The following is a 25,707-nucleotide window of genomic DNA, read 5'->3' as shown; positions in this document are numbered from 1 at the left end:
TTCTCTTTCTCGAGACGTGAGTGGTGCCGGACGGGTCAGTCGAAGACGACGACGACCTTGTCGGCGGCGCCCGGTGTCGCAGCGAGGGTCAACGCCTGCTCGACATCGCCGAACGGGATGACGTCGCTGACGATCACCGCGTACTTCTCCCAGTTCGCGACGATGTCGCGCGTGACCTCGAAAATTTCGGTCGGGTAGCCCATCGACAGCACGATGGTCAGCTCGCTTCCAAGGAGCTGGCCGAGGTCCAGCTCGACGGGGTTCTTATGCACACCCACGATGCCGACGGTCGCTCCGTGCGTGGCGGCGGCGGTGATCGCGCCGATGACGGGAGCGGCGCCGGCGGCATCGAGGTAGATGTCGGAGGCGGCCTTGCGAACGCCGCGACGCGTCTCGCCTTCGCCGTGGATCTCGACGAGCCGCTCGGTGACGTTCTCGGTGCGGGAGTCGATGACATCGTCGACTCCGATTTCCCGGGCGAGCTCGAGTCGTTCGGGGATCACATCGACGACGACGATCGACCCGGCACCGGCGGCCATGTAGCTGATGGCTGCGCCGAGGCCGATGGGCCCGGCACCGAAGATGACGATTTTGTCACCTGGCTTCGGCGCCGTCCGGTTGACGGCATGCCGTGCGACGGCCATCGGCTCGTTGAGCGCGGCGACCTCCCACGGGATGTGGTCGGGGACGACCGCGAGGCTGCGCCCGACCTCGGCATCTTCGATCAGCAGGTAGTCGCTCAGACCGCCGGTCGAGCCGCCGCTGCCGATGATTCCCGTCGGGGCGGCCATCGGGTTGACGACGACGTGGTCGCCGACCCGGAGGTCTGTGACCTCGGCACCGAGCTCCACGATCTCGCCGGCGGGCTCGTGGCCGAGGGGCGTGTGGCCCTCCCGGCCGGGCAGCCCGCCGAGCGAGACGTAGAACGAGTCGGAACCGCAGATGCCGCAGGCCCGCACCTTCACGAGCACGTCGCGCCGGCCGACCTCGGGGGTCGGCACGTCGAGCACGGCGGTCGTTCCAGGGCCGGTGACGTAGGTCGAATTCATCGTCGTGGGCCGAGCGGGGGTGAGGGGCTTCGAGCTGGACATCCGGTTCTCCTTGGGGGCTGAGGTGATGCCTTAAGCCTCCCGTCGGAGCTCGACTTGTGAATCGTCTGACCGCATACATCCGACCTACTGCATGTGCAGTAGACACGGACTACGGCGTGAGCCCACCGCGGTACGCGAACGCCACCAGCTGCGCCCGATCGCGCGCCCCGACCTTCGCCATCGCCCGGTTCGCATGCGTCTTCACAGTGAACGGCGACAGGAACCGTTCGGCGGCGATCGCGTCGACGTCGAGCCCGGTCATCATGCTGAGCACCACGTCGCGCTCGCGCGGGGTCAACGCGTCGAAGCGCGCCGTCATGTCCGCGTCGACGACCGTGGCCGGCTCGTCTTTCACCCGGCCGATGAGCATCGCGGCCGCGGCGGGCGAGAGCGCTCCGCCACCCGCTGCCACTTCCTCGATCGCTGCGATGAGCTCTTTCGGTCCTGCGGCCTTGCTCAGAAAGGCGTTGGCACCGGCGCGGAGAGCCGCGAGCACATTGGAGTCCTGCTCGAAAGTGGTCAACATGACCACCCGGACCTCTTCCGCCGACCAGCGCTGTCGGATCCTTCGCGTCGCCTCGACACCGTCGATCCCCGGCATGCGGATGTCCATCAGCACCACGTCGACCGGCTGCGACGCGAGGGCTTCGACGGCACCGAGCCCGTCAGAGGCCTCCGCGACGATCTCGAACGGCCCATGACGGCCGAGGATCCCACGGAGCCCGATCCGGATCATCTCCTGGTCGTCGACGAGGAGGAGGCGGATCACGCGAGACGTCCATTCTTCAGAGGCAGGTGGGCGGTCAGCACGAATTCGGTGTCGGTTGAGGTCACTGCCATCGTCCCGGCACCTGCGGCGACCCGTTCGCGCATTCCGACGAGGCCGAGGCCGGTGCTCCGCTCGGATGGCTCGAGGCGCTGCCCGTTGCGCACGCGGACGACCAGCTTCGCGCCCTCGGCCGCGCACGTGACGCTCACCGCGCCCCGACCGTGTTTCTGCGCGTTGGTCAGGGCCTCTTGCAGGATCCGGTACACCGTCAGCTGCGTCGCCGCATCCACGCTGTCGGCGGGTACCTCGAACTCGGCGTGCAGGTCCATCCCGATCTGCCGGTACGACTCGAACAGGGCCGGAAGCGAGGTGAGATCAGGGACAGGATCGGCGCCACCCTGCTCGTCATCGGAGCGGAGGAGCACGAGCATCCGCTGCGTTTCGGCAAGGACGTTCCGCACCCCGGTTCGCGCCCGATCGAGCGCCTCGGTGACGTCGGGAGGGGTGTCGACCAGCGCCATCTCGACGACGCCGAGGTTCATGCTGACGACGGCGACCTCGTGGCCCACGACGTCGTGGAGGTCGCGGGCGATGCGGAGGCGCTCTTCGGCCACCCGTCGTGTCGCCTCGAGCTCGCGCGTGGCGAGAGCGTCCTCCGCCCGCCGCTCGAGCGAGTCGCGGTAGAGGCGCTGCGCCCGCAAGCCGGCGCCGATTGCCGACCCTGCGGCCAACGAGACGAGGGTCGCGAAGACGCTGGTGAGCGGGTCCCCGAGGTCGCCGGCGATGATCGTGCCGGCGAGAGTGGGTGCGACCACCAGTGCGGCAGCCCGGATGGGTCGACCGAAGCGAAGGGTGACGATGAAGACCAGAAAGACGGTGATGCTCCACTCGACCAGAGGCCCCCACGATCCGATGGCGACGACGAGGGAGCCGAACGAGTTCACGGTCAAGCCGACGAAGGGCCGCTTCGTCGCGATGAGGAGGCCGGCGAGCGTGACCGCGAGCCCTCCGATCACCAGGATTCCGGGCGAGTCGGTGATCATCCGGATCAGCTCGATTGCGAGGCTGAGGGCGATGACCCCGGCGACGATCGCGGGCAGTACATCGAGTCGCGAGATCCCGTTCCGCGTGACCCGCGGCAGGATCGGCTGACGCGATGAGGGCATGGATTGATTCTCGCCCACTAAGGGATGAAGGGTGCCAAGCATCGTCACTGCACCGCCGAAGTCAGGCGAGCGAGGTTGTCGACGAAGGCGTGCACTCGCCCCCGGCCGTCCCAGTCGGCGAGAGTCAGCTCCGTCGAGGCCGCACGGTAGTCGTCTTCGAGGGCCCGGAGCCGGTCGGTGAAGTCGCGGCCGCAGATGAGCATCATCACCTCGAAGTCGAGCTGGAACGACCGGATGTCCATGTTCGACGACCCGACCACGCAGACGTCGTCGTCGACCGACATGTGCTTCGCGTGCAGGATCGTCGGAGCCCGGTAGAGGTGGATGCGGACTCCCGCGGCGAGCAGATCGCGGTAGTACGAGTGCTGGGCGTGGAAGACGAAGAACTGGTCGCCTATCTCGCCGACGAACAGCTCGACCTCGACCCCGCGTCGGGCCGCGGTGACGAGTGCCGCTAGGAGCGATTCGTCGGGCACGAAATACGGGCTGGTGATCGACACGCGCCGCTCGGCCGCGTAGAGCAGCGACGTGAACAGCGCCAGGTTGTTCTCGGAGTCGTAAGCCGGCCCGCTCGGGGTGATCTGCGCCGAGAAGGCCTCCGGGCTGGTCGTCATCGTGTCTGTGTCGAGGGAGCCTGTTTCGGGCAGCTCTCCCGTCTCGCTGAACCAGTCGGTGGTGAACACCCCCTGGAGCTCCTGCACGATCGGTCCGTGAACCTCGACGAGCAGGTCCTTCCACGCCAGCCCGCGACGCTCGTTCGCTCGACTCTGGTACGACGGATCGATGAGGTTCAGCGACCCCATGAACCCCCGCGTCCCGTCGATGACGACCAGTTTGCGGTGGTTGCGGAGGTCGGGTCGCTGGTAGTGCCCGCGGAGCGGCTGCACCGGCAGCATCAGCCGCCACCGGGCACCGATCCGGTCGAGCTCGTTCGTGGCCGACCGGTAGCCGGGATAGCCGCGGGATCCGAGATGATCGAGGAGGACTTTCACGGTCACGCCCCGAGCGATGGCCGCCTCGAGGGCCCGGAACACCGGCTCCGTGCTGTCGTCGAGGGCGAGGATGTAGAACTCGACGTGGACGAACTTCTCCGCGCCGTCGATACCGGCCACGAGTGCGTCGATCTGGCCTGGGAAGTCGGGCAGGAGACGCCCGATGTTGCCGGAGACGAGCGGAAACGCGCCGGTGTTGCGGTTCAGCGTCACGAGCCAGTCGAACCACCCGGGCTCCGAAGCCGACCGCTCCGCCTGCGCGCGCGCGGTCGTCTCGGTGATGAGATCGCTCATCCGCTGCTGCTTGGCGCGCCTGCCCGCGGGCAGCTTCGGAGACCCGATGAGCACGAACAACGCGATGCCGACCAACGGCAGGACGACGATGACGACGATCCAGGCGAGGGCCGACGAGGGTCTCCGGTTCGGCGGGGCCACGACCAGGGCGATGAGGAAGAAGATGACCTCCAGGATGATGAACAGGCTCGTGGGGACGGCCGTTCCGAACCACGACAGCATCAGCTCGGCTGCCGATCGCGAAGAGTCTGCACGATGGTGCGCAGCAGCAGCAGGCTCGAGAACGCGAACCCGATACCACCCACGAAGCCGAGCACGACGGCGCCGTCGCCACGGTCGCCACCGGACTGAGCAGCCAGCAGGATCGCCGAGGCGATGAGGCCGACGGCGCCGACGACCACGAGCAGCGCGCGATTCAGCATGCTCCAGAGCACGCGGACGTCTTCCGGCTCGGACAGCAGGCTGACGCGCGTGCGCAGCTCGCCCTTGCCGAGCGAGCGGAGAACGTCGTCGAGGTCGCCGGGGAGCCGACCGAGCACGGGTGCCAGGGCGAGTACCTGATCCTGCGCGAAGTCGCGGAGAGAGCTGGGCGAGCTGAACGGCGATTCGATGACGTCGCTGCAGCGGGCGATGCCGCCGATGAGGTCGTAATCGGGGGAGATGACCTCGAGAGTGCCGATGGTCGTGTAGAGGGTGCGGAACAGTGCCGTGATCGACCGGGGAAGACTGATCCCGTAGTCGCGAAAGACGAAGACGATTTCACCGATCGCCGCCGGGTTGAGGCGATCACCGGGCAGGATCGCGCGGGTGAGCAGCTGGGCGAGATCGCGATCGAGGGCTTCGGTGTCGACGCGGGTCGTGGCGGTGCCGAGGCGGAGGGCGGCGCTGCGCATCAAAGCCGGATTCTCGCGCTGGAGCCCCTGGAAGAGGTCGAGTACCCCGGCCTGCTCGAACCGGTTCAGACGTCCGGTGGCGCCGAAGTCGATGAGGCCGAGGCGGCCATCCGGCTGGAGGAACACGTTCCCCGCGTGGGGATCGGCGTGGAACTTCGCGCCGCCCAGCATGTCTTTGATCATCACGGAGAGCAGAGCGTCGGCGAGCTCCTTGCGCTGCCGCGGCGTGATGTCGTCGAAGATGCCGGGCGTGCGGATGCTGCCGCCGGGGATGCGCTCCTGCACGAGCACGCGGCTCGTGGTGAACTCGCTCACGATGCCGGGGATGTCCATCGGCAGGTCGGCGTCGAGCGACGCACGCGCCGCCTCGCAGTTGGCGGCTTCGAGGCGGAAGTCGAGCTCCTCGCGGGTGGCTTCGGCGAATCCCGCGGTGAGCTCTTTGATGCCCAGGGTGCGCGCCCAGGCGGCTCGACGCTCGAGCATCTCGGCCAGGCGGGCAAGGATGTCGAGGTCGCGCTCGAGCGAGCGGCGGATGCCCGGGCGCTGCACCTTGACGATCACGGGCCGGCCGTCGAGCAGCTCTGCGAAGTAGGTCTGGCCGATGGAGGCGGTGGCGACCGGCTCGGCGGAGAACGTGCGGAAAACCGAGTCGAGGGGGCCGAGTTCGTCGGCGAGAACCTGGAGGGCGGCTTCGGGGTCAGCGGGTGCGGCCTGATCCTGAAGCCTTGTCAGTTCGTGCGCAATTGCCGGTGTGACGAGCTGCGGTTGTGAGGCCATTGCCTGCCCGAGTTTGACGAAGAGACCGCCTGACTGCTCGAAAGTGGTTGCCAGCGCGCGACCGAGACGCGAGCCACCATCGGGGCCGTCGATGCCGGTCACGCCGAGCAGGCCCGAGCGGATCGCGATGGTGCTGACCTGCGCGTATCGGTTCGAGCGCTCGATACTGCCGCGGACCTCGCGGACGGGGTGCGGGATCCTGAACGGCCGAGGTCGCGCATCCGGGCGGGCGACCAGTTCGATGAGGGTGAGCGCGAGCATGGACAGCGTCACGGCGAGGGTGAGACCGAGCGGGAGCCACTCCGGGCCGACTCCGATGGCGTCGCCGGTGATGAACTGCAGGATTCCGATGGTGCCCGACTGACCGAGGATCACAGCCAGCGCGGTGGCACCCCAGCGCCCCTTCCGGATGCCGAGGAGGCGTCGGATCAGGAACCCGGAGAGCAGGACGATGCCCAGCGTGATGAGGGGAAGGATCAGCACGGGAGGGGCCTTTCGGTGGTGTCGGCGTCGAGACGCTCGGTGGTGGTCGAATCGCGACGAGAGCGGATCAGCATCGACACGCCGATGCCTGTCGCGATGGTGCCGAAGACGACGCCGCTGACCGCGTTGGCGTGCCCGGGGTCGATGTCTTTCTCGAGGGAGAGGAGGGCCGACTGAGTGAGGGTGAGCAGCACGAGGCCAGCGGCGACGTTGGTGAGTTTGACCGCCTCGGAGAGGAGGTCGCGGTTGCGGCGGGCCGAGACGGTGCCGTGGATGGCGAGGCCGAGCTCGGCGAACGTGATCGCGGCGATGATGACGGCGACCGGCCGGTCGTAGGTGATCTTCTCCGCGGAGGCGAAGAACAGCGGGATGAAACTGAGCGTGTAGAGGAGCGAGAGGACCGTGACCAGGATCCCGGTGGCTCGGTAGGCCCGTCGGTGCTGTTCGCGCACGTTCCCGACGGGCCCTTCGGCAAGCGCCCTCCTCCGCCCCGCCGTGATGTGAGTCCGCACGAGGAGGGTCTTGGCCGCGATCACCCCGAGGTTGAAGAGCACGGTGGCGAGCAGGAAGAGGGAGGGGGCGACCAGGAAGAGCGCGCCCTTCCAGGCCGCCATTGCGAAGCTGCCCGGAATGGACGCCGCGGTGAAGAACAGTGCCCGGCGGGTCTTGTCGCGCAGCAGCGCTCCCGAGCGGACCTGCCGGAGAAAAGCGTTCACCGACGGATCGACCGCGACACGGTCTGCCCGTCGCGGAGCGCACGTGCGGTCTCGAGCACCTCCTGAGCGGCCTGCCTCTGCTCGGCCAGGCGGCCGGACACCGACGCGGTTCGCTTCTTCAGAATGGTCTTCTTCAGCGGAATAGGCAGGAAGCAGTGAGCGACAGCGACCGCGGCGAGGATGTAATAGGTCAGGCCGCCGCCGTCGAGGTAGGCGAAGACCGCTCCGCCCATGTAGGCGACGCCGACGAGACCGGCGATGATCGCCACGGTGCGCGCCACCCGCTCCGGCGAACGCTCCAGGCGATTCACCTCGGTGACCGCGTCGAGGTGTTCTGCTTCGAGCGCATCGAGTGCAGCTCGGTCGGCGATGGCGCGATCGCGGCGGAGGAAGAAGGTGGCGGTGCGGCGGTCGAGGATCGTCGGGACCTGATCCTGAAGGGTCCAGCCGAAGACCTCGAGTGCGGTGAGTCGCTCTTCCGCCTCGGAGCGGGCGACAGTGATGGTCTGGTAGTCCCAGACGGTGGGGGCCGGTGCGACGGTCTGGTCAGTGGGAGGCGTCGTGATGGTCATGGGAAACTCCTTGATCGTCCGGGGTGGCAGCTCGTGCTGCACCTCAAGAATCTCGAAACGGGAGCCCTATGACGTCGTCGATTCGGGCCGGGCCGTGTACTGCGTTCGCAGTAGCTCGCGGGTCTTCGAGCACGAGCCGAATGTCGAACCTGTGCCGCGGGATCCTCGGCTCGCCCCACAGACGAACCGTCCTCGCGACGGGCTCGTTACCCTGGTAGTCGACCTCGTGCCCCGGCACGTCGAACCAAGGAGCACCCATGCAGCCACTCGCCGTCATCGTCCTCGCCGCAGGCCAGGGCACCCGCATGAAGTCGTCGACGCCCAAGGTGCTCCACCGTCTCGCGGGCCTGCCGCTCATCCACCACGTGCTCGAAACGGCCCGTTCGCTCGAGCCGGAGCACCTCATGGTCGTCGTCCGGCACGACCGCGACACGGTCGCCGCGAGCGTGCTCGAGGCCGCACCGAGCGCCGTTCTCATCGATCAAGATGACACCCCCGGCACCGGTCGAGCCGTCGAGCAGGCCGTCGAAGCCCTACCCGCCGACTTCACGGGCGACGTCGTCGTGGTGAGCGCCGACGTGCCGTTCCTCGACGACGACGACCTCCTCGCCCTTCTCGAGCTGCACCGCTCCGACGAGGCCGACGCGACCCTGCTGAGTGCGATCCTCGAGGATCCCACGGGCTACGGCCGCGTGATCCGCTCCTCCGGTCGGGTGCAGAAGATCGTCGAGCACAAAGACGCCTCGGCTGACGAGCGCGACGTGGCCGAGATCAACTCCGGCACCTACGTGTTCACGGTCGAGGCGCTCCGCAAGCACCTCCCGTTCGTGACCGCCGCGAACGCGCAGAACGAGAAGTACCTCACCGACGTCGTCGGGCTGCTGACGATCAACCGGGGTCACGTGTCGGCCAAGCCCGTGGCCGAGGCCTGGCGCGTCGAGGGCATCAACGACCGCGTGCAGCTGGCCGCCGCGGCCCGACGCCTTAACGACACGATCGTCACGCACTGGCAGCGCGAGGGCGTCTCGATCCTCGACCCGCAGACCACCTGGATCGACCGTGACGTCAGCCTCGCCGCCGACGTCGAGATCCTGCCCGGAACGCAGTTGAAGGGCGCCACCGTCGTCGAGACCGGCGCGATCGTCGGCCCCGACACGACGCTCGTCGACACCGAGGTCGGGGCGGGCGCCGTCGTCAAGCGCACCGACGCCACCCTCGCCGTGATCGGTGCCGGTGCGAGCGTCGGCCCCTTCGCCTTCCTCCGCCCGGGCACGATCCTCGGCGCCGACGGGAAGATCGGCACCTTCGTCGAGACGAAGAACTCGACCATCGGCGAGGGCAGCAAGGTTCCCCATCTCAGCTACGTCGGCGACACCGAGGTCGGCGTCGGCGCGAACATCGGGGCCGGCACGATCACGGCCAACTACGACGGCGTGAACAAGCACCGCACGGTGGTCGGGTCGCACGTGCGCACCGGGTCGCACAACGTCTTCGTCGCGCCCGTTAGGATTGGCGACGGAGCGTACACAGGCGCCGGAACGGTCGTCCGCAAAGACGTGCCGGCCGGATCCTTGGCTATCACCGTCGCTCCGCAGCGAACCATGAGCGGGTGGGTCGAGGCCAAACGCCCCGGCACCGACGCGGCGAAGGCGGCAGCCGACGCGGCGGCGACCAGCGAGACGGCGAGCTGACCGAGCACCCAGAACCACCAATCGACGACTGCGCCGCCCCGCGGCCGGTGTCGGGGCCCCCGGGCCAGAGAGCGAGTGACGTGTCGGGAATCAAGATCACCGGCGAAAACCGTCTCGTCCTTGTGACGGGGCGTGCGCACCCGCAGCTGGCGATCGACATCGCGCAGGAGCTCGGCACCGAGCTGACGCACACCGACGCACGCACCTTCGCGTCGAGCGAGATCTATGCGCGATACGACGACAGCGTCCGCGGCTCTGACGCGTTCGTGATCCAGTCGCACACCCGGCCGATCAACGAGTGGCTCATGGAGCAGCTCATCATGGTCGATGCGCTCAAGCGGGCCTCGGCCAAGCGGATCACGGTCGTCGCTCCCTATTACCCCTACGCCCGCCAAGACAAGAAGGGTCGCGGTCGCGAGCCGATCTCGGCCCGCCTCGTGGCCGACCTGTTCAAGGCCGCCGGCGCGCACCGCATCATGAGCGTCGACCTGCATGCGCCGCAGATCCAGGGCTTCTTCGACGGTCCGGTCGACCACCTCTTCGCCATGCCCGTGCTGCTGAAGCACTTCAAGGAGCGCCTCGACCCCTCGACGCTGACCGTCGTCTCACCCGACATGGGGCGCGTCAAGGTGGCCGACATCTGGAGCGAGAAGCTCGGAGCGCCGCTGGCGATCATCCACAAGCGTCGCGACCCCCGCGTCATGAACGAGGTCTCGGTGCACGAGATCGTCGGTGAGGTCAGCGGTCGTGTCTGCCTGCTGGTCGACGACCTCATCGACACGGGTCGCACGATCGCCAAGGCCGCCGAGGCGCTGAAGAAGGCCGGAGCCCTCGGGGTCATCGTGGCCGCCACGCACGCCGTCTTCTCCGACCCGGCTCCCGAGATCCTCTCGAACGAGTTCATCGACTCGGTCGTCGTCACCGACACCCTGCCGATCACCGAGCACCAGATGTTCGACAGCCTCACGATCCTGCCGATCGCTCCGCTCATCGCCCGCGCGATCCACGAGGTGTTCGACAACGGGTCGGTCACGTCGATGTTCGACGGCGCCGCCTGAGGTGACACCGCTGTCGCGACTTCTCGTCCTCGACTTCGACGGCACCGTCTGCCTCGGCGACGAACCCGTGCTCAGCTACGTGCGGCACATCGACGAGGCCCTGCCCGAGACCGAGCGCGTCGTCGAATCGACGATCCGCGCGTTCCTGGCCGGCCCCGACGCGGCTGCTCAAGAGAACGAAGACGAGAGTGCAGGATCCGCGGCTCGCCACCTCGCCACTCTGGTCGACGCCGCCGACGGCTACGCGGCTGCGGCCTCTCTCGCGCGCTCCCGCGGCGTCGCCGCCGCTTCGCTCAGCCGCGCGTACGAGGCCAGCCGCCGCGAGCTGGCCGACGGCCTCCTCGAGACCTGGGCTCCGGCCGGCCTCGCCGACTTCCTCACCGGCCTGAGGAGCGCCGGCGTCACCGTCGTCCTCGTCACCAATGCCACGGCGACCGGCGTAGCCGGGCAGCTGACGCACCTGGGGCTCGACGGCGTCTTCGACGAGATCGTGACCGATGCCGGTAAACCGGGTGGGATGCCTCGGATCCTGGTGTCTCTGCGGGAGAAGCACGGCCTGGCCGCCCACCCCGAGCGTCTGCTCAGCGTGGGCGACATCTGGCGCAACGACCTCGAGCCGGCCGCCGATCAGAAATCCCCTACGGCCCTGATCGAGCGGTTCGCGGCTGCCGAAGCGAAGCCCACTTTCCGGGCCCCGACCTTCGAGGGGCTCTACGACGACATCGCGGACTGGGCCTCGCGCGCCTGATCGGCGGGTGCCGGGCTCGGCGTCACCACGAAGGTGCGGCCGGGGTGGTCGGCTGAGAGGTGGGCTCCGGGTCGTCCGAGCACCTGCTCGCGGAGGGTGCCGGTGGCCGGCTCCAGGGGCATGCGGCCGCGGCGACGGAGCTCGGGCACGACGAGCTCGGCGAAGTCGACGCAGTCGGCGGTGCCGAACAGCGGTTCGAGCAGGAAGCCATCGAGGCCGGTCTCGTCCATGATGCGTTCGAGAGCGTTGGCGACCTCGATCGGATCGCCGACGAGCTGGAGGCCGCGCGTGCCCTTGCCCTTGAGATCGTTCAGGATCTCGCGGACGGTCGGGGGAGCGGTGCCGTCGGTGGGCAGGAAGCGGTCGATGTTGCTCTGGGCGATCTGTCCGATCTGCCCGCCGTCGTCGCGCAGCTGGGTCAGATCTCGATCGGGGTCGAGCGAGAGCAGATCGATGCCGGTGTTGCCGGCGTAGAGCACCGCGACGACCTCGTCGGTTTGCATCGCATCGAATTCGGCCCGGAGGGCATGCGCCTCCTCGCTCGTCGGGGCGACTGTCACCGAGAGCCCGACCATCGTCACGATGGAATCCGGGTCGCGGCCGTGCTCGGCGGCGCGGGCGCGGATGTCGGCGACGTTCGCCTTGGTCTGCGGGCCGGTCGTGTACTGGACGAAGACCGCTTCGGCATTGCGGGCGGCGTAGGCGCGACCGCGCTGCGACGTGCCGGCCTGGAACAACGTTGGCGTCCGCTGCGGCGACGGTGCGACGGTGAAGTAGCCGTTCGAGCGGAAGTGCTGGCCTTCGAATGAGATGCGGTGGATCTTCGAGCGGTCGGCGAGGATCTCGGCGTCTTTGTCGGCGCGGAAGCCGTCGTCTTCCCAGGAGCCCTCCCAGAGAGTCATGGCGAGGTCGACGTATTCGTCGGCCTGGTCGTAGCGGTCGTCGTGCTTGACCATCTCGGTGTGGCCGAACAGCGCGGCGACGGCGTTCGCCGAGCCGCCCGTGACGATGTTCCAGCCGATGCGGCCGCCGGTGAGGTGGTCGAGCGTGGCGAAACGCCGGGCGGTCTGCAGAGGGTGGTCGAGCCCCGTCGCCGAAGTGACCACGAAGCCGAGGCGGGTGGTCTCGCGGGCCAGGGTCGGGATCAGCAGCGACGGATCCATGCCCGGAAAGTTGATTCCGCCCCGCGCCGCCATCTCGGGCAGGTCGCCGTCGATGGTCGGGTAGCCGAAGCCATCGGCGAAGAACAGGAAGTCGAATCCCGCCTGGTCGAGGATCTTCGCCATGCCGATCCACAGATCGAGCTCGTGGTACCGGACGGAGTCGCTTCGAGGGTGCGACCAACTGCGCGTTCCGCCGACCTGTGTGCCTGCGACTTCGAACACGCCGAGATGCATCTGCTTCATGGCGCCAGTGAACCAAATGGTTCACTCGGGGTCTAGGTGCGAAACAGGCTGTTTACGAAGCAGGCGCGAAGTCGTAACACGGCGGGCCGGATCCTGGGCTCCGTTGGGGCGACGACCGTCACACCACGCGCTCGCAGAGGGCCCGGTGCGCACTGTCGGCCACCCGGCCGACGAGCGCGTCGTCGCCGAGGCTGAGTAGCGACGCCTGGAGCCCCCGCCAGAGCGCCACGGTCTCGTGGCCGAGCTCGAGAGCCTGGTCGGGTGACGCGCCGGCGTCTTCGAACGCGCCGGCGACATGACCGACCCACTCGGTGCCGATCAGCCCCAGCAGGGCGGCGAAGCGGTCGCGCTCGAACCCGGCGAGGCCGAAGATCTCGAAGAAGAGCCGGTGGAAAGCCCGGTTCCGAGGATCCGCGATGGTCGCCCACGCGCCCTCGAGACGTTCCGCGAGCGGCAGGGCGTCGTCATCGAGAAACGTGATCACTTCGGCCATGGTCGGAAACCGCGACTCGGCTCCGTGCAGCGCCTCGACGATGAGCTCTTCTCGCGATCCGAAGTAGTAGAGCAGCATGCGGTTGTTCGAGCCCACCGCCGTGGCGAGTGCCCGCAGGGTGATCTGGGCGATGCCGTTCTCGACGACGTGATCTACGATGCGGTCGAGCAGTTCGTCGCGGCGACCGGGTGCGCCCGTGGCCCGAGTGGCTCCGTCGACGTCGTCCATGCCGTCGACGCTATCGGTTGGCCGGGAGTGCGACGACGGCAATCCGACCGAAATGCCGATGAAACATCGGCGGTCTAGCGTTCCGAGGATCACCGATCGATGCCGCGGCCACAGACCCGCCCCAGCCGCGAACGATCCCTTCTGAGCCACCGAGCCCCTTGGAGTGCCATGAGCATCTTCTCTGCCCCGCCCGTGCTGAAAAAGGACTACGACCGTCGCGGGTTCCTGCGCCTCGGGGGAAGCGTCGGCCTCGTGGTCGGCACCACAGCCCTCCTCGCCGCCTGCTCGACCGATTCCGGTTCGAGCCCGAAATCGTCCGGCGCCGCTGCTGCCGGAAGCCTCGGCACGATCGCCGTGCAGCTCTCGTGGATCAAGAACATCGAGTTCGCTGGCGAGTACTTCGCGACCGAGAAGGGCTACTACACGAAGGCCGGTTTCGACGCGGTCACGCTTCTTGCCGGCGGCGGTCAGACCGGCGCCGAAGAGGCCCTCCTCGCCGGACAGGCGCTTGTCGGCCTGTCGTCGCCGTCGATCACCGCCCCTTCGATCAACAAGGGCGCGACCCTCAAGATCATCGGCACGACCTTCCAGAAGAACCCGTTCTGCCTGCTGTCGCTCGACGAGAAGACCCCGATCAAGACCGTCGCCGACCTCAAGGGCAAGAAGATCGGCGTGCAGTCCGGAGGCAACCAGACCATCTTCGAGGGCTTCTTGAAGGCCAACGGCCTGACCACCTCCGACGTGACGATGGTCACCACGCAGTACGACATCGCCCCGCTCGAGGCCGGCAAGTACGACGCGCACATGTCGTACATCACCAACGAGCCGATCCTGGCCGAGGCCGACGGCTTCACCCCGGTCGTGTTGGGCTTCGCCGACAACGGTCTCCCGTTCGTCGCCGAGACCTTCACCACCACGCAGGATGCGATCGACAACAAGCGCGACACCCTCAAGGCCTTCCTCAAGGCCGAGGTGCAGGGATGGACCGACGCCGCCAAGGATCCCGCTCAGAGCGCCAAGTACGCCGCCGAGAAGTACGGCAAGGATCAGGATCTCGACGTGACCGAGCAGACGAAGGAGGCCGAGGCGCAGAACACCCTGATCCTGACGGACGACGTCAACAAGAACGGCCTCTTCACGATGACCGACGAGCTCGTGGCCGAGAACATCGCGTCGCTCAAGGCGATGGGAACAGACATCACGGCCGAGAAGCTGTTCGACCTGACCCTGATCAACGAGGTCTACAAAGAGAACCCCGAGCTGATCACGACCTTCACGATCCCGACCGCCTGATCGCCATGTCTTTCGCGCCCAGTACTCAGCTCTCGCTCGCCACGAACGACCCGGCCGGTTCGCCGGAACTCGCCACCGGCATCAACATCCAGGGTCTCACCAAGACGTTCCAGCTCGGCCGGAAATCGGTCCAGGCCCTGTCCGAGATCAACCTGGGCACGAAGAAAGACGCCTTCCTGACCCTCCTCGGTCCGTCGGGATGCGGAAAATCGACGATTCTCCGCATCCTGGCGGGCCTGGAGACCCCGAGCTCCGGCGCCGTGGTCGTCAACGGCAAATCCGCCGCCGAAATCCAGAAGAGCCACGAGACCGGCATCGCCTTCCAGGACAGCGCGCTGCTGCCCTGGCGGAGCGTGACGGCCAACATCCGGCTTCCACTCGAGGTCGCCGGTATCACCCCGCCCGCAGGGCTCGTCGACGACCTGATCGACCTGGTCGGGCTCAAGGGTTTCGAGAACGCCAAGCCCGCCCAGCTCTCGGGCGGCATGCGCCAACGGGTGTCGATCGCGCGCTGCCTCGCCGTGCAGCCGACGATCATGCTGCTCGACGAGCCGTTCGGTGCACTCGACGACATGACGCGCCAGCGGATGAACGTCGAGCTGCTTCGCATCTGGACCGAGAAGCCCGCGACCACGCTGATGGTCACCCACGGCATCTCGGAGGCCGTCTTCCTCTCCGACGTCGTCGCCGTCATGAGCGCTCGACCCGGCCGCATCGCGGAGGTCGTCGAGATCGACCTGCCGCGCCCGCGCCTCCCCGAACTGACTCGCACTCCCGAGTTCCACGCCTACGTCGATCGCATCTCCGAGATCCTCTTCGGCTCGCACGGGGCGGCCGTCGATGACTGACCTCAAGCAGGCGTCCGAGCGCGAGCTCTCGCAGAGCATCGCCCTCGACGTCGAGACGAGCAGTGGTCCCGCCCGCCGCTCGATGCTCGGCTCCTTCCGTTCGATGCCGCCCTGGGTCGGCTCCGTCGTCGGCATCGTCGTGATCCTCGTGGTCTGGCAGATCGTCGCCGTCACCGCGTTCTCCGTCACGGGCAGTGTGCCGCAGCCGGGCCTCGTCGCCGCCCAGCTCCTCCACGACCTCACCGACCCGGTCTACTGGAACGCGATCGCCCAGACGGCCGCGACTGCCGGCTGGGGATTCCTGTGGGGCAACCTCATCGCCTTCGTGCTGGCCGCGCTCGTGCTTGTCTTCCCGTGGTTCGAGGGCATGTCGACGCAGCTCGCGGTCGTCACCTCGTGCATCCCGTTGACGGCGATCGCGCCCATCGTGACGTTGCTGATGCCCGCAGGATCCCGCACCACGTCGATCTTCCTGGCCGCCCTGAGCGTCATCTTCACCACCGTGGTCGGCACCATTCTCGGCCTCAACGCCGCGACCCAGACCCAACTCGATGTCGTCCGCGCCTACGGCGGCTCGCGCCTCACGCAGCTCGTCAAGGTGCGCTTCATCGCGGCCCTGCCGAGCATCATGGCGGCGCTCAAGCTGGCAGCGCCCGCAGCGTTCCTTGGCGCCGTGCTCGGGGAGTACTTCCTCCTCGGGGTCGACTCGGGCATCGGGATCCTCCTTCTGGCCGCGCAGGCGACCGCTGCCAGCGTCAAGCTCTGGGCGATCGCGCTGATCTGCGGTGGCGTCGCCGGGCTCGCGTACTTCGTGATCGGCCGGATCGGTCGCCTCGTCACACCGTGGTCGGCGGGCGACAGCCGCGCGGGGCAGGGGTTTTGATGGCCACCGCGATCCGCCTCTCGCGGAGTGAGAGCCGAGCGCCGTCGCAGACCGGAGCCACCGTGCGGTTCGTCGCGCGTCGGATCGGCCGCACGGTCGTGACGATTCTCGCGTCAGCCGTGATCCTCGGCCTCCTCTGGCAGTTCGCGATCATCGGACTGCACGCGAACGCCTTCATCGCCAAGAAGCCGCTCGACGTCTACAACTACCTGTTCGTCGACTCGTCGCTGTCGCAGACCACCGCGGCCGAGAACCGCGAGGTGCTGTTCGGTCTGCTGGGCACGACACTGCTGCATGCCCTGGTCGGCTTCGTCTTCGGGGTGGGCGCATCGATCGTCATCGCGATCGTGTTCACCCTCATTCGCCCGATCGAGTTCATGTTCATGCCGATCGCCATGCTGCTGCGCACCGTTCCGCTGCTCGCCATGGCCCCCGTCATCTACCTGATCTTCGGCAACGGGCTCGTGACGGCAGCCTTCATCGGCGGAGTCGTCGTGTTCTTCCCGCTGCTGGTCAACCTGACACTTGGATTCCGGTCGGTCAGCGCCCAGTCGGTCGACCTGATCCGCGTCTACGGCGGCAGCCGCTGGACGATCATGCGCAAGATCGCCATTCCGACGGCGCTGCCGCACTTCTTCGCCTCGATGCGGATCGCCGTGCCCGGGGCCATCACCGGGGCGATGCTCTACGAGTGGCTCTTCACCTACGAGGGCCTCGGAGCCGCCATCACCAGCGCCAAGTCGAGCTCCGACTACGGCATGATCTGGGCGATCGTGGTGCTCATCACCGTCGTGTCGATCCTCTTCTACACGATCGCGACGTTCATCGAGACGGCCGTTCTCGCCAAGTGGGGCCCCGACGCCGGAAAAGCCGTCTCGAAGTGACCCGCACCATCCCCGTACCGAACCCAGGAGTACCCGCATGAGCGACACCCCCGTCCGCGACCTCACGGCCCTGCCGAAGGCGCACCTGCACATCCACCACGAAGCCGCCATCCGGGCGACGACGCTTGCCGAGATGGGGGCCGCCGAAGGCGTCGACGTCTCCGTGCCCGCCGAGTTCGATGACTTCAGCGCATTCAGCCAGACCTACCGCGGCATGCTGCAGGTGCTCTCGATCAAAGAGAACCTGTTCCGCCTGATCGACGAGTCGATCGAGGACTGCGCTCGCGAGGGAATCGTCTACGCCGAGTTCGGTGCGAGCCCGCACTTCTACGTCGACACCTTCGGCTCGACCGAGCTCGCCCTCGACGCCATGATCGCCCGAGCCCGCGAGGCCGGCGAGCGCTGGGGCGTCGAGGTCGGCTACATGGTCACCGTCGATCGCACCGAGAGCGTCGAGACCGCGACGGCCTACGCGAAGATCGCCGCTGCCTACGCCGGTCGCGGTGTCGTCTCGCTCGGCCTCGCCAACGACGAGCGGGGCCACCCGGCCGAGCAATTCCACGAGGCGTTCGCGATCGCCAAGGAGGCGGGGCTTTTGTCCACTCCGCACGCGGGTGAGCTGGCAGGGCCGGAGCAGGTCGAGAAAGCCGTCGATGCCCTCCAGGCCGACCGGATCCTGCACGGGGTGACGGCGATTCAGAGCGATGCCCTGACGGCACGGCTGGCCGCCGACGGCATCTGCCTCGACGTCTGTCCGACCTCGAACCTGCTGCTCGGCGTGATCCCCGAGATCGACGCGCACCCGCTCAAGCAGCTGCTCGAGGCGGGCGTGCGATGCTCGATCAACGCCGACGACCCGGTGCTCTTCGGCCCCGGTCTCCTGTCGGAATACGAGCTGTGCCGGTCGGTGCTCCGGCTCACCGACGAAGAGATCGCGGCGTGTGCACTCAGCTCGATCGAGTGCAGTGGCGCTTCCGACGCCGTCAAGCAGAAGGCAGTCGCCGGGATCGCGGCGTGGCTGGCCTGATGCGTCGCCTCGTCATCGAGGGCGCGCACGTGGCCACGGTCGACGCGGTCGATCGCGAGTTCGCCGGCGGACACGTCGTGGTCGACGGCTCGCGCATTATCGCGGTCGGCGACGGCCCGGCGCCGCCCTGGGTATTCGCCGACGGGGTCGAGGTCGAACGCGTCGACGGCAGCGGGCATCTGCTGACGCCCGGCCTCGTCAACACCCACCACCACCTCTACCAGTGGCTCACCCGCGGCATCGCGCAAGACTCGATCCTCTTCGACTGGCTCGTCGCGCTCTACCCGACCTGGGCGCGCATCGACGAAGACCTCGTCGAGGCGGGTGCCGAAGCGGCCCTTGCCGTGCTGGCCAAGTCGGGCTGCACCCTCGCGGCGGATCACCACTACGTCTTCCCCCGAGGATCCGGCGACATCGTCGGGGGCATCGTCCGTGCTGCCGCTCGAGTCGGAATCCGGCTCCACGGTACGCGCGGCTCGATGGACCTCGGGCGTTCGGCCGGTGGGCTCCCGCCCGACTTCGCCGTGGAGACCACGGCCGTAGCCCTCGACGCGTCGGCTCTCGCGGTCGAGCGGTACCACGACGCCTCGGCCGACTCGATGGTGCAGATCGCTCTCGCGCCCTGCTCACCTTTCTCGGTCACCAGCGAGCTGCTCACCGAGGCGGCCGCTCTCGGCCGTTCCCTCGGCGTGCGCCTCCACACGCACGGCTCGGAGACGGTCGAGGAGGACGCGTTCTGCCAGGAGCGCTTCGGCAAGACCCCGACCCAGTATCTGGAGGATCTCGGTTGGCTCGGCGACGACGTCTGGATGGCGCACAGCGTGCACCTCGACGACCACGCCATCGTCCGCTTCGGCGCGACCGGCACCGGCAGTGCCCACTGCCCGTCGTCGAACGCCCGGCTCGCAGCCGGCATCGCGCCCATCCCGCAGCTGCTCCGAGCCGGGGCGCCGGTCGGCCTCGGCGTCGACGGCTCCGCGTCGAACGAGTCGGGCCAGCTCGGCACCGAGATCCGCCAGGCCGTGCTCATGAATCGCCTGCGTGCCGGCGCTGATGGGTTCAGCGTCCGTGACGGGCTGCGGATCGCGACCGTGGGCGGTGCCCGCGTGCTCGGGCGCGACGCCGATCTGGGGTCGATCGAGGTCGGCAAGCTGGCCGATCTCGCGCTCTGGGATCTCCGCGGCGTCGAATTCGCCGGCCTCGTCGACCCGGTCGCGTCACTCGGCCTCGCGTCGATGCCGCCGTTGGCAGGGCTCTTCGTCGATGGGCGCCGGGTCGTCGACGACGGCCATATGACGACGATCGACGAGGTCGGCGTCGCCCAAGCCGCAGCCCGGGCTAGCGCCGACCTCCTCGGCCGCGTCTAGCCGTCTCGCCGGCTTGGCCCTAGTGGGTCGACGGTTCGGTCTCGATCTCGGAGCGGTCGCCCGACCACAGCGTGTGGAACACCTTGTCGCTGTCGGTGCGCTTGTAGGTGTGCGCTCCGAAGAAGTCGCGCTGACCCTGGATCAGCGCGGCCGGCAGGCGCTCCGACGCGAGGGAGTCGTAGTAGGCGAGGGCCGACGAGAAGCCGGGAACCGGGATCCCCGAGAGGGCTGCCTTCGCGACGATTCGGCGCCAGGCGTCTTCGCCGTCGGCGACGGCCTTCGCGAAGTACTCGTCTTCGAGAAGGGTGGCGATGGTCGAGTCGTTCTCGTACGCGTCGACGATGCGGTTCAAGAACTGCGCGCGGATGATGCAGCCGCCGCGCCAGATCTTGGCGACGGCGCCCTTGTCGATGCTCCAGCCATACTCCTTGGCACCCGCGATGATGGCGTCGAAGCCCTGGGCGTAGGCGACCATCTTCGAGGCGCACAGGGCCTTCTGGACGTCGTCTTCGAAGTTGTCGCCCGGATCCTGAATCTCGGGTCGGTTCTTCAGTGTCTTCTGAACGGCAGCGCGCTGGTCGGGCTTCGACGAGACCGCCCGGGCGAAGACGGCTTCGGCGATGCCGCCGACCGGCACTCCGAGGCCGACCGAGTTCTGCACCGTCCAGACGCCGGTGCCCTTCGAGCCCGCCTGGTCGACGATGAGGTCGACGAGCGGCTTGCCGGTCTTCTCGTCGACCTGCTTGAGCACCTCGGCGGTGATCTCGATGAGGTACGACTCGAGCTCGCCCTTGTTCCACTCCTCGAAGACCTCCGCGATCGCGGCGGGCTCGTGGCCGCCAACGCGGCGAAGGAGGTCGTACGACTCGGCGATGAGCTGCATGTCGGCGTACTCGATGCCGTTGTGAATCATCTTGACGAAGTGCCCGGCGCCGTCGGTGCCGATGTGGGTGACGCACGGTTCGCCCTCGGCGACCGCGGCGATGGACTTCAGGATCGGGCCCAGCGTCTCCCAGGCCTCCGCACTGCCTCCCGGCATGATCGACGGACCCTTGAGAGCGCCCTCTTCACCACCCGAGATGCCGGTGCCGACGAAGTTCAGCTTCTTCTCTTTGAGGTCGTGCTCGCGACGGATGGTGTCGTGGAAGTTGGCGTTGCCGCCGTCGACGATGATGTCGCCCTCCTCGAAGAGGTCGGCGAGCTGCGAGATGACCGCGTCGGTGCCCTTGCCGGCCTGCACCATGATGATCGCGGTGCGCGGCTTCGACAGTGAATCGACGAACTCCTCGATCGTCTTCGACGCGATGAAGTCGGCGTCGCCGTGCTCGTCCATCAGCGTGTCGGTGCGCTCGGGGGAGCGGTTGTACACCGCGACGGTGTTGCCCTCGCGGCTGGCCAGGTTGCGCGCCAGGTTCGATCCCATAACGGCGAGCCCGACCACTCCGATGTTCGCCTGTGCGGTCTTTCCGTGTTCGGCCACGGTGCCTCCTTCGAAAGTAAGTGAGGTCAATCTATCCACCACCTCCGACACGTATCCAGGGTCTGTCAGGCCCACTCTGGTGCCGGAGAGAGTGCCGTGTAGACTCTTCCCTTGAACTTCGGCGAGGGGTGCACGGCACCCGTTATCGACGCGGTGGGCGGATTATGGGCGCAGGCCCCGGTCTTTCCTCACGCACGGTTTCACCAACTGCGTTCGAGTTGAATCCACGGGCCACAGATCGCCGACTTCGGCGAGGCCCACAATCTTCCAAGGAGACACACAATGGCTGACGACAGCAACAAGCTTTCCGTCGAGCGTCGCTCGAGCTTCGGCAAGGGAGCGGCTCGCAAGATCCGCGCCGCCGACAAGATCCCCGCCGTGATCTACGGTCACGGCACCGAGCCCGTGCACATCTCGATGCCCGGTCACGAGACCATGCTGATCACCCGTCGTGCGAACTCGGTCCTCGAGCTCGACATCGAGGGCACCCAGCAGCTCGCACTCGTCAAAGACATCCAGCGCGACCCGGTGCGCCAGATCATCGAGCACATCGACCTCATTGTCGTCCGTGCCGGCGAGCGTGTCGAGGTCGAGATCCCCGTTCACATCGAGGGCGAGTCGGCTCCCGGCACGATCCACGTGGTCGAGGCCAACACCCTGCTCCTCGACGTCGAGGCGACGCACATCCCGCAGAGCGTCGTCGTCTCCATCGAGGGCCTCGAAGAGGGCACCCAGATCCTCGCCTCCGACGTCGAGCTCCCCTCGGGCGCCAAGCTCGTTCTCGACGGCGAGTCCCTCGTCGTCAACGTCACCGTGCCGCAGCTCGACCTCGAGTCCGACGCCGACTCGACCGACGAGTCCGACGAGTCCGCCGAGGGCGACGTGCCGTCGATCGAAGACGAAGAGCGCTCCGAGTAACACCCCGAACAACAGCGCAATAGCGGATCGGCGAGGAGCAGCGCTCTGGACGACAACAGATGGCTCGTGGTCGGGCTCGGTAACCCCGGGCCCGACTACGCCTCGACCAGACACAACGTGGGCCAGATGGTCCTCGCTCTCCTCGCCGATCGGTTGCAGTCCGGTTTCAAGAGCCACAAGACGCAGGCCGTGGTCGCCGAGGGGCGCAGCTTCCCCGGCGGCCCGCGCTTCGTCCTCGCGAAGCCGACCACGTTCATGAACGTCTCCGGTCCGCCCGTCGCCGCACTCCTCCGGTACTACGACCTCGACGTGTCGCGGCTCATCGTCGTGCACGACGAACTCGACATCCCCTTCGACACCCTCAAGATCAAGCAGGCCGGCGGCCACGGCGGCCACAACGGTCTGCGCGACATCATCGCGGCCTGCGGGTCGAATGACTTCACCCGGGTGCGGGTCGGCATCGGCCGTCCCCCCGGGCGTCAACCCGCCGCCGACTTCGTTCTGCACGATTTCTCGAGCACCGAGCGCAAGACGCTCCCCAACCTCCTCGACGATGCGGCCGACGCCGTGGAGATGATCGCGGCCGACGGCCTGACCGCGGCGCAGCTGAAGTTCCACACCGCCTGACTCGGGCCTGCCGGGGCGCGCGAGGGCCGTCGCCGGACGGGGGACACCCGATGTCCCCCGGACTGGGTGTGTCCGCCGTATGGGGGACCGGCTTAGGTTCTACCCAGAACAGAACGGTTCGGGCAACTGCCCGACGGTCGTCACGGGTAGCCGAAACACCCCGTGAGCCGACCTGTTCCGCAGGCGGCACCCGAGCCGTCGAGAGTCGGGGGACTCAAGGACTCCGCAGCGGACACCCCGATCGTCAGCATCACCGACGACGTCCGCGGCAGGATCGCGCACGGATGCGCAGAAAAGGCAATGCAATGAGCCAGACCACCACGATCACCGCCACCCGCGGCACCGCTATGAACAGGATCGTCTCCGGGACGATCGCGGGTGCCGTCGGCATCGTCCTGCTCCTCGGCGGAGCGGGTACGTTCGCTCTCTGGAACAGTTCGACCGGAGCCAAGGCGGGCACGATTTCGTCCGGCACGCTCGCACTCGCGCCCATCGCCGGATCGGCGGGCACCTGGACCGACACCACGTACGGGCGCAACACGGGAACAACCGCCGCGAACATCGTGATGGTGCCCGGCAACTCCTACTCCTACACGCGCCAGTTCTCCGTGAAGGCCACCGGAACCGATCTGAAGGCGGTGCTGACGTACGACGAGGCCAGCATCAAGGGCACGTCCGAGCTCATCCAGGCGACGACGCGCTCGCTCGACGTCTCCTCGTCGTCGGCGAACGTCAGTCGCGTCGGCAGCTCCAACACCTTCACCGTGACTCCGGCGGCCGGCACATCGACCGTGTCTGTCGTCTTCTCGATCGCGCTTCCGCAGACGGCTGAGACCGGGCAGAACGGCACCGTCGACCTGACCGGGCTGAAGTTCACCCTCACCCAGACGGCCATCGGGTCGTAGCCGCGACGACGGGAACGCAACCATGCGAGAAATCGCGACAGGACGGCACGCCGCGCCTCGGCGACGTCGGACGCTCGCCCTGCTCGCCCTCGGCGTGGCTGTGGCAGTCCTACTCTGCCTCGTCGGCGCCCGCGGCACGCTCGCCCTGTGGAAGGCCGAAGCGGCGATCCGCGCCGGCACGATCAAGAGCGGTACGGCCTCCCTCGACGTGTCGATCCTGCCCGCGATGTACCTGACCGCTCTCGGCCCCGGAGGCTCCACGACGGGCGCGTTCACCGTGCAGAACACGGGGTCGGTTCCCATGGACATCCGGGTGTCGACGACGTCCACCTATGTGGCCTACGCCGGGTCGACCCCCGACGCGACCGTCCTCGGATCCTTGACGATGCACCTCGCGAGCGTTGCTAAGGCATCCGATTGCAAGGCCGGCCTGTCGGGCGCCTCGGGGCCGATCGCGACGTTCGACACCGGAACCGGCTACTACCGACTGCCCGTCACGACGACCAGGGCCACTGCGTGCCTCGAGGTGTCGCTCGCGGCCGACGCGCCGCAGTCCGTCTCGGGTGCCGTCGTCGACTTCGTCGTCACCGTGTCGGGCAAGCAGGTCGTGTCGTGAAGCGCAGGATCCGACTACCCGCCGGGCGGGCGGCTCTCGTCGCAGCCCTGGTCGCGGCCATGATCGCCGGTACCTCGTCGACGGCTTTCGCCCTGTGGTCGACATCTCGGATCACCCAGTCCAGTGCCACGATCGGCTCGCTCGTGGGGGGCCTTTCGGGGACCGACGCAATGACGACGACGTTCTCGTCGACGGCCACATCGTTCACCGCGCCGCTCACCCTGACGAACAATGGCACCATCGCGGGCACGTACTTCACATCGACTGTCACCGCGCAGAGCCGAACGCTCGCGCAGAACATCACGGTGGTCGCCTGGCAGGTGGCCGCCGCTGCGGACTGCACTGCGTCGGCCGAAGCCCCGTCCTCGTCGCTCTCGGGAACCTGGGCCTCGATGCCGAGCCTCACGGGATCCCTGCCCGCCAAGCAGTCCGCCGTCTGGTGTCTCCGCAGCGCGCCCACGTCGAGCGCACCCGCGTCGTCGACGACGAACCCGGTGATCTCGATGGTCCTCGCGGCGGGCAGCTGGCGGTCGCCGACGGTGGCGGGCGGCTTCTACGTCGACACGGCCAAGGCCGCGGCCGCCGTGGCGACGGCAACCTGCACCGACCAGTCGGGAGGCAATAACGTCGTCATCGCGTGGGACGCCTCGAGCAGATCGCCCGACACCTTCTACGACCTCGAGATCGGCGGCACACGCGTCGGCGACCCGACCCAGGGGTACTCGGCATCGACGACCCTGTCGGCCAGTCGAATCTCGACCACGGTCGCGCCCGACGGAACGGCCCGGGTCGACGTGGTCGTCCTCGACGCGAACGGGAATGCGACGGCGACGATCCAGGCGTCCAGCACGGTGACGCTCGCAACGACGTCGGCGGGCAGGACACTCCGGTGCGGCGCGTGAGCGGCATCGTGCGCGCCGTGGCGGTGGGCTTCGGTCTCGGGGTGATGCTGCTCGTGGCAGGTCTCGGAGTCATCCTCGTCGTCGTGCCGAAGGCGACCGGCTCGACGCCGCTCACCGTTCTCACGTCGTCGATGGAGCCGACGCTCCCGCCCGGCACCCTCGTGGTCGTCCGCCCCGAAGACCCGTCAAGGATCCGAGTCGGCGACATCGCGACCTACCAGCTCGCCTCGGGGAGGCCCGAGGTGGTGACGCACCGCGTGCGCGCCGTCACCACCACGTCCACCGGCGAACGGCTCTTCACCTTCCGCGGAGACGCGAACGACGTCGCCGACGCCCCGGTCGCCGCCATTCAGATCCGTGGCGTCGCCTGGTATTCGGTGCCGTTGCTCGGCCGGGTCAACACCCTCGTCAACGGCCACGACCGGCCGTGGATCATGCCCGGGATCGCCGGCGTCCTCCTCGTCTACGGGCTCGCGATGGTCGCTCTCGGAGTCCGCGCGGCGCGGAGGCGTCGACGGGGCCCGGCTGCGGGCCGCCGATCGGCCCATGGCCGGAGACGGCTGACTGCCGCGTCGTAACC

Annotated in this window: 25 protein-coding genes; 15 read left to right on the top strand and 10 right to left on the bottom strand. The window is 68.0% G+C overall.

Annotated features, from left to right (window positions below):
• Positions 1–35: 35 nt before the first annotated feature.
• The 7 genes from EDF39_RS10885 to EDF39_RS10855 all read right to left on the bottom strand — a co-directional run bounded on the left by EDF39_RS10885 (position 36) and on the right by EDF39_RS10855 (position 7,753).
• Positions 36–1,091 carry a zinc-binding dehydrogenase gene (locus EDF39_RS10885; protein ID WP_233573069.1) on the bottom strand — a complete coding sequence of 352 codons (1,056 nt, stop codon included), beginning with the start codon at positions 1,089–1,091 and terminating at the stop codon, positions 36–38.
• 109 nt (positions 1,092–1,200) lie between these two features.
• Complete coding sequence (locus EDF39_RS10880) at positions 1,201–1,860, bottom strand: response regulator transcription factor (protein WP_123943000.1); 660 nt, start codon at positions 1,858–1,860, stop codon at positions 1,201–1,203.
• Positions 1,857–3,026 carry a sensor histidine kinase gene (locus EDF39_RS10875; protein WP_158613216.1) on the bottom strand — a complete coding sequence of 390 codons (1,170 nt, stop codon included), beginning with the start codon at positions 3,024–3,026 and terminating at the stop codon, positions 1,857–1,859. The genes EDF39_RS10880 and EDF39_RS10875 overlap by 4 nt, the downstream gene beginning before the upstream one ends.
• Before the next feature lie 44 nt (positions 3,027–3,070).
• On the bottom strand, positions 3,071–4,534 hold the full coding sequence (gene cls / locus EDF39_RS10870; protein WP_123942996.1) for a cardiolipin synthase: 1,464 nt from the start codon (positions 4,532–4,534) through the stop codon (positions 3,071–3,073).
• Positions 4,534–6,465, bottom strand: a complete 1,932-nt coding sequence (locus tag EDF39_RS10865) for an AarF/ABC1/UbiB kinase family protein (RefSeq protein WP_123942994.1) — start codon at positions 6,463–6,465, stop codon at positions 4,534–4,536. The genes cls and EDF39_RS10865 overlap by 1 nt, the downstream gene beginning before the upstream one ends.
• Positions 6,459–7,181 carry a hypothetical protein gene (locus EDF39_RS10860; protein ID WP_123942991.1) on the bottom strand — a complete coding sequence of 241 codons (723 nt, stop codon included), beginning with the start codon at positions 7,179–7,181 and terminating at the stop codon, positions 6,459–6,461. The genes EDF39_RS10865 and EDF39_RS10860 overlap by 7 nt, the downstream gene beginning before the upstream one ends.
• Positions 7,178–7,753, bottom strand: coding sequence for a hypothetical protein (locus EDF39_RS10855; RefSeq protein ID WP_123942990.1), 576 nt, complete (start codon positions 7,751–7,753; stop codon positions 7,178–7,180). Before EDF39_RS10855 ends, EDF39_RS10860 begins: the two co-directional genes overlap by 4 nt.
• A 257-nt stretch (positions 7,754–8,010) precedes the next feature.
• On the opposite strand from EDF39_RS10855, the gene glmU reads away from it, so the two are divergent.
• From glmU to EDF39_RS10840, 3 genes are all read left to right on the top strand, one after another.
• The gene (gene glmU, locus EDF39_RS10850; protein ID WP_123942988.1) at positions 8,011–9,444 is read left to right on the top strand and encodes a bifunctional UDP-N-acetylglucosamine diphosphorylase/glucosamine-1-phosphate N-acetyltransferase GlmU; all 1,434 of its coding nucleotides are present in this window, start codon (positions 8,011–8,013) and stop codon (positions 9,442–9,444) included.
• A gap of 80 nt (positions 9,445–9,524) precedes the next feature.
• A complete protein-coding gene (locus tag EDF39_RS10845) occupies positions 9,525–10,502 on the top strand; it encodes a ribose-phosphate diphosphokinase (RefSeq protein WP_123942986.1) in 978 nt (325 codons plus the stop codon).
• 1 nt (position 10,503) lies between these two features.
• Positions 10,504–11,250 carry an HAD family hydrolase gene (locus EDF39_RS10840; protein WP_123942984.1) on the top strand — a complete coding sequence of 249 codons (747 nt, stop codon included), beginning with the start codon at positions 10,504–10,506 and terminating at the stop codon, positions 11,248–11,250.
• Here EDF39_RS10840 and EDF39_RS10835 read toward each other — a convergent pair.
• Positions 11,214–12,656 carry an NtaA/DmoA family FMN-dependent monooxygenase gene (locus EDF39_RS10835; protein ID WP_123942982.1) on the bottom strand — a complete coding sequence of 481 codons (1,443 nt, stop codon included), beginning with the start codon at positions 12,654–12,656 and terminating at the stop codon, positions 11,214–11,216. The genes EDF39_RS10840 and EDF39_RS10835 overlap by 37 nt on opposite strands.
• A gap of 118 nt (positions 12,657–12,774) precedes the next feature.
• Positions 12,775–13,377: a TetR/AcrR family transcriptional regulator gene (locus EDF39_RS10830; RefSeq protein ID WP_123942980.1), complete on the bottom strand. Its 603-nt coding sequence runs from the start codon at positions 13,375–13,377 to the stop codon at positions 12,775–12,777.
• Positions 13,378–13,545: 168 nt separating this feature from the next.
• On the opposite strand from EDF39_RS10830, the gene EDF39_RS10825 reads away from it, so the two are divergent.
• Genes EDF39_RS10825 through EDF39_RS10800 form a run of 6 tightly spaced genes read left to right on the top strand, consistent with a single transcriptional unit; the run spans position 13,546 to position 19,679 of the window.
• The gene (locus EDF39_RS10825) at positions 13,546–14,670 is read left to right on the top strand and encodes an ABC transporter substrate-binding protein (protein WP_123942978.1); all 1,125 of its coding nucleotides are present in this window, start codon (positions 13,546–13,548) and stop codon (positions 14,668–14,670) included.
• A gap of 5 nt (positions 14,671–14,675) precedes the next feature.
• Positions 14,676–15,518, top strand: coding sequence for an ABC transporter ATP-binding protein (locus tag EDF39_RS10820; protein WP_084816241.1), 843 nt, complete (start codon positions 14,676–14,678; stop codon positions 15,516–15,518).
• The gene (locus EDF39_RS10815) at positions 15,511–16,401 is read left to right on the top strand and encodes an ABC transporter permease (protein ID WP_123942976.1); all 891 of its coding nucleotides are present in this window, start codon (positions 15,511–15,513) and stop codon (positions 16,399–16,401) included. The genes EDF39_RS10820 and EDF39_RS10815 overlap by 8 nt, the downstream gene beginning before the upstream one ends.
• The gene (locus EDF39_RS10810) at positions 16,401–17,285 is read left to right on the top strand and encodes an ABC transporter permease (protein WP_123942974.1); all 885 of its coding nucleotides are present in this window, start codon (positions 16,401–16,403) and stop codon (positions 17,283–17,285) included. The genes EDF39_RS10815 and EDF39_RS10810 overlap by 1 nt, the downstream gene beginning before the upstream one ends.
• Before the next feature lie 37 nt (positions 17,286–17,322).
• Positions 17,323–18,312 (top strand): adenosine deaminase, encoded by a 990-nt coding sequence (add, locus tag EDF39_RS10805; RefSeq protein WP_123942973.1) that lies wholly within the window; start codon positions 17,323–17,325, stop codon positions 18,310–18,312.
• The gene (locus tag EDF39_RS10800) at positions 18,300–19,679 is read left to right on the top strand and encodes an 8-oxoguanine deaminase (protein WP_233573070.1); all 1,380 of its coding nucleotides are present in this window, start codon (positions 18,300–18,302) and stop codon (positions 19,677–19,679) included. Before add ends, EDF39_RS10800 begins: the two co-directional genes overlap by 13 nt.
• 19 nt (positions 19,680–19,698) lie before the next feature.
• Here EDF39_RS10800 and gndA read toward each other — a convergent pair whose 3' ends face one another.
• Positions 19,699–21,159 (bottom strand): NADP-dependent phosphogluconate dehydrogenase, encoded by a 1,461-nt coding sequence (gndA, locus tag EDF39_RS10795; protein WP_123942972.1) that lies wholly within the window; start codon positions 21,157–21,159, stop codon positions 19,699–19,701.
• A gap of 282 nt (positions 21,160–21,441) precedes the next feature.
• Between gndA and EDF39_RS10790 the strand changes: the two genes are divergently transcribed.
• The 6 genes from EDF39_RS10790 (at position 21,442) to EDF39_RS10760 (ending at position 25,705) form a co-directional block, all read left to right on the top strand.
• Positions 21,442–22,077, top strand: coding sequence for a 50S ribosomal protein L25/general stress protein Ctc (locus EDF39_RS10790; protein ID WP_123942970.1), 636 nt, complete (start codon positions 21,442–21,444; stop codon positions 22,075–22,077).
• A 45-nt stretch (positions 22,078–22,122) separates the two neighbouring features.
• On the top strand, positions 22,123–22,704 hold the full coding sequence (gene pth / locus EDF39_RS10785) for an aminoacyl-tRNA hydrolase (RefSeq protein ID WP_084816239.1): 582 nt from the start codon (positions 22,123–22,125) through the stop codon (positions 22,702–22,704).
• A 305-nt stretch (positions 22,705–23,009) separates the two neighbouring features.
• A complete protein-coding gene (locus tag EDF39_RS10780) occupies positions 23,010–23,609 on the top strand; it encodes an alternate-type signal peptide domain-containing protein (RefSeq protein WP_233573071.1) in 600 nt (199 codons plus the stop codon).
• Between the two features lie 22 nt (positions 23,610–23,631).
• On the top strand, positions 23,632–24,225 hold the full coding sequence (locus EDF39_RS10775; RefSeq protein ID WP_123942968.1) for a hypothetical protein: 594 nt from the start codon (positions 23,632–23,634) through the stop codon (positions 24,223–24,225).
• A complete protein-coding gene (locus EDF39_RS17510; protein ID WP_158613215.1) occupies positions 24,222–25,127 on the top strand; it encodes a hypothetical protein in 906 nt (301 codons plus the stop codon). Before EDF39_RS10775 ends, EDF39_RS17510 begins: the two co-directional genes overlap by 4 nt.
• A complete protein-coding gene (locus tag EDF39_RS10760; protein ID WP_233573072.1) occupies positions 25,124–25,705 on the top strand; it encodes a signal peptidase I in 582 nt (193 codons plus the stop codon). Before EDF39_RS17510 ends, EDF39_RS10760 begins: the two co-directional genes overlap by 4 nt.
• Positions 25,706–25,707 lie beyond the last annotated feature (2 nt).

The organism is Frondihabitans sp. PhB161, assembly GCF_003814635.1.
Classification (GTDB): Bacteria; Actinomycetota; Actinomycetes; order Actinomycetales; family Microbacteriaceae; genus Frondihabitans.
Note: the sequence above shows the minus strand (reverse complement) of the source record. Positions and strands in the feature narration are given on the sequence as shown.

Excerpts from the sequence above, each read along its gene's own strand:
- EDF39_RS10810 (WP_123942974.1), top strand. The coding sequence starts at position 16,401 with ATGGCCACCGCGATCCGCCTCTCGCGGAGTGAGAGCCGAGCGCCGTCG.
- EDF39_RS10790 (WP_123942970.1), top strand. The coding sequence starts at position 21,442 with ATGGCTGACGACAGCAACAAGCTTTCCGTCGAGCGTCGCTCGAGCTTC.
- EDF39_RS10780 (WP_233573071.1), top strand. The coding sequence starts at position 23,010 with ATGAGCCAGACCACCACGATCACCGCCACCCGCGGCACCGCTATGAAC.
- EDF39_RS10855 (WP_123942990.1), bottom strand. The coding sequence starts at position 7,753 with ATGACCATCACGACGCCTCCCACTGACCAGACCGTCGCACCGGCCCCC.
- EDF39_RS10830 (WP_123942980.1), bottom strand. The coding sequence starts at position 13,377 with ATGGACGACGTCGACGGAGCCACTCGGGCCACGGGCGCACCCGGTCGC.
- EDF39_RS10820 (WP_084816241.1), top strand. The coding sequence starts at position 14,676 with ATGTCTTTCGCGCCCAGTACTCAGCTCTCGCTCGCCACGAACGACCCG.
- EDF39_RS10875 (WP_158613216.1), bottom strand. The coding sequence starts at position 3,026 with ATGCCCTCATCGCGTCAGCCGATCCTGCCGCGGGTCACGCGGAACGGG.
- glmU (WP_123942988.1), top strand. The coding sequence starts at position 8,011 with ATGCAGCCACTCGCCGTCATCGTCCTCGCCGCAGGCCAGGGCACCCGC.
- EDF39_RS10775 (WP_123942968.1), top strand. The coding sequence starts at position 23,632 with ATGCGAGAAATCGCGACAGGACGGCACGCCGCGCCTCGGCGACGTCGG.
- add (WP_123942973.1), top strand. The coding sequence starts at position 17,323 with ATGAGCGACACCCCCGTCCGCGACCTCACGGCCCTGCCGAAGGCGCAC.
- EDF39_RS10825 (WP_123942978.1), top strand. The coding sequence starts at position 13,546 with ATGAGCATCTTCTCTGCCCCGCCCGTGCTGAAAAAGGACTACGACCGT.
- EDF39_RS10835 (WP_123942982.1), bottom strand. The coding sequence starts at position 12,656 with ATGAAGCAGATGCATCTCGGCGTGTTCGAAGTCGCAGGCACACAGGTC.
- EDF39_RS10885 (WP_233573069.1), bottom strand. The coding sequence starts at position 1,091 with ATGTCCAGCTCGAAGCCCCTCACCCCCGCTCGGCCCACGACGATGAAT.
- EDF39_RS10815 (WP_123942976.1), top strand. The coding sequence starts at position 15,511 with ATGACTGACCTCAAGCAGGCGTCCGAGCGCGAGCTCTCGCAGAGCATC.
- cls (WP_123942996.1), bottom strand. The coding sequence starts at position 4,534 with ATGCTGTCGTGGTTCGGAACGGCCGTCCCCACGAGCCTGTTCATCATC.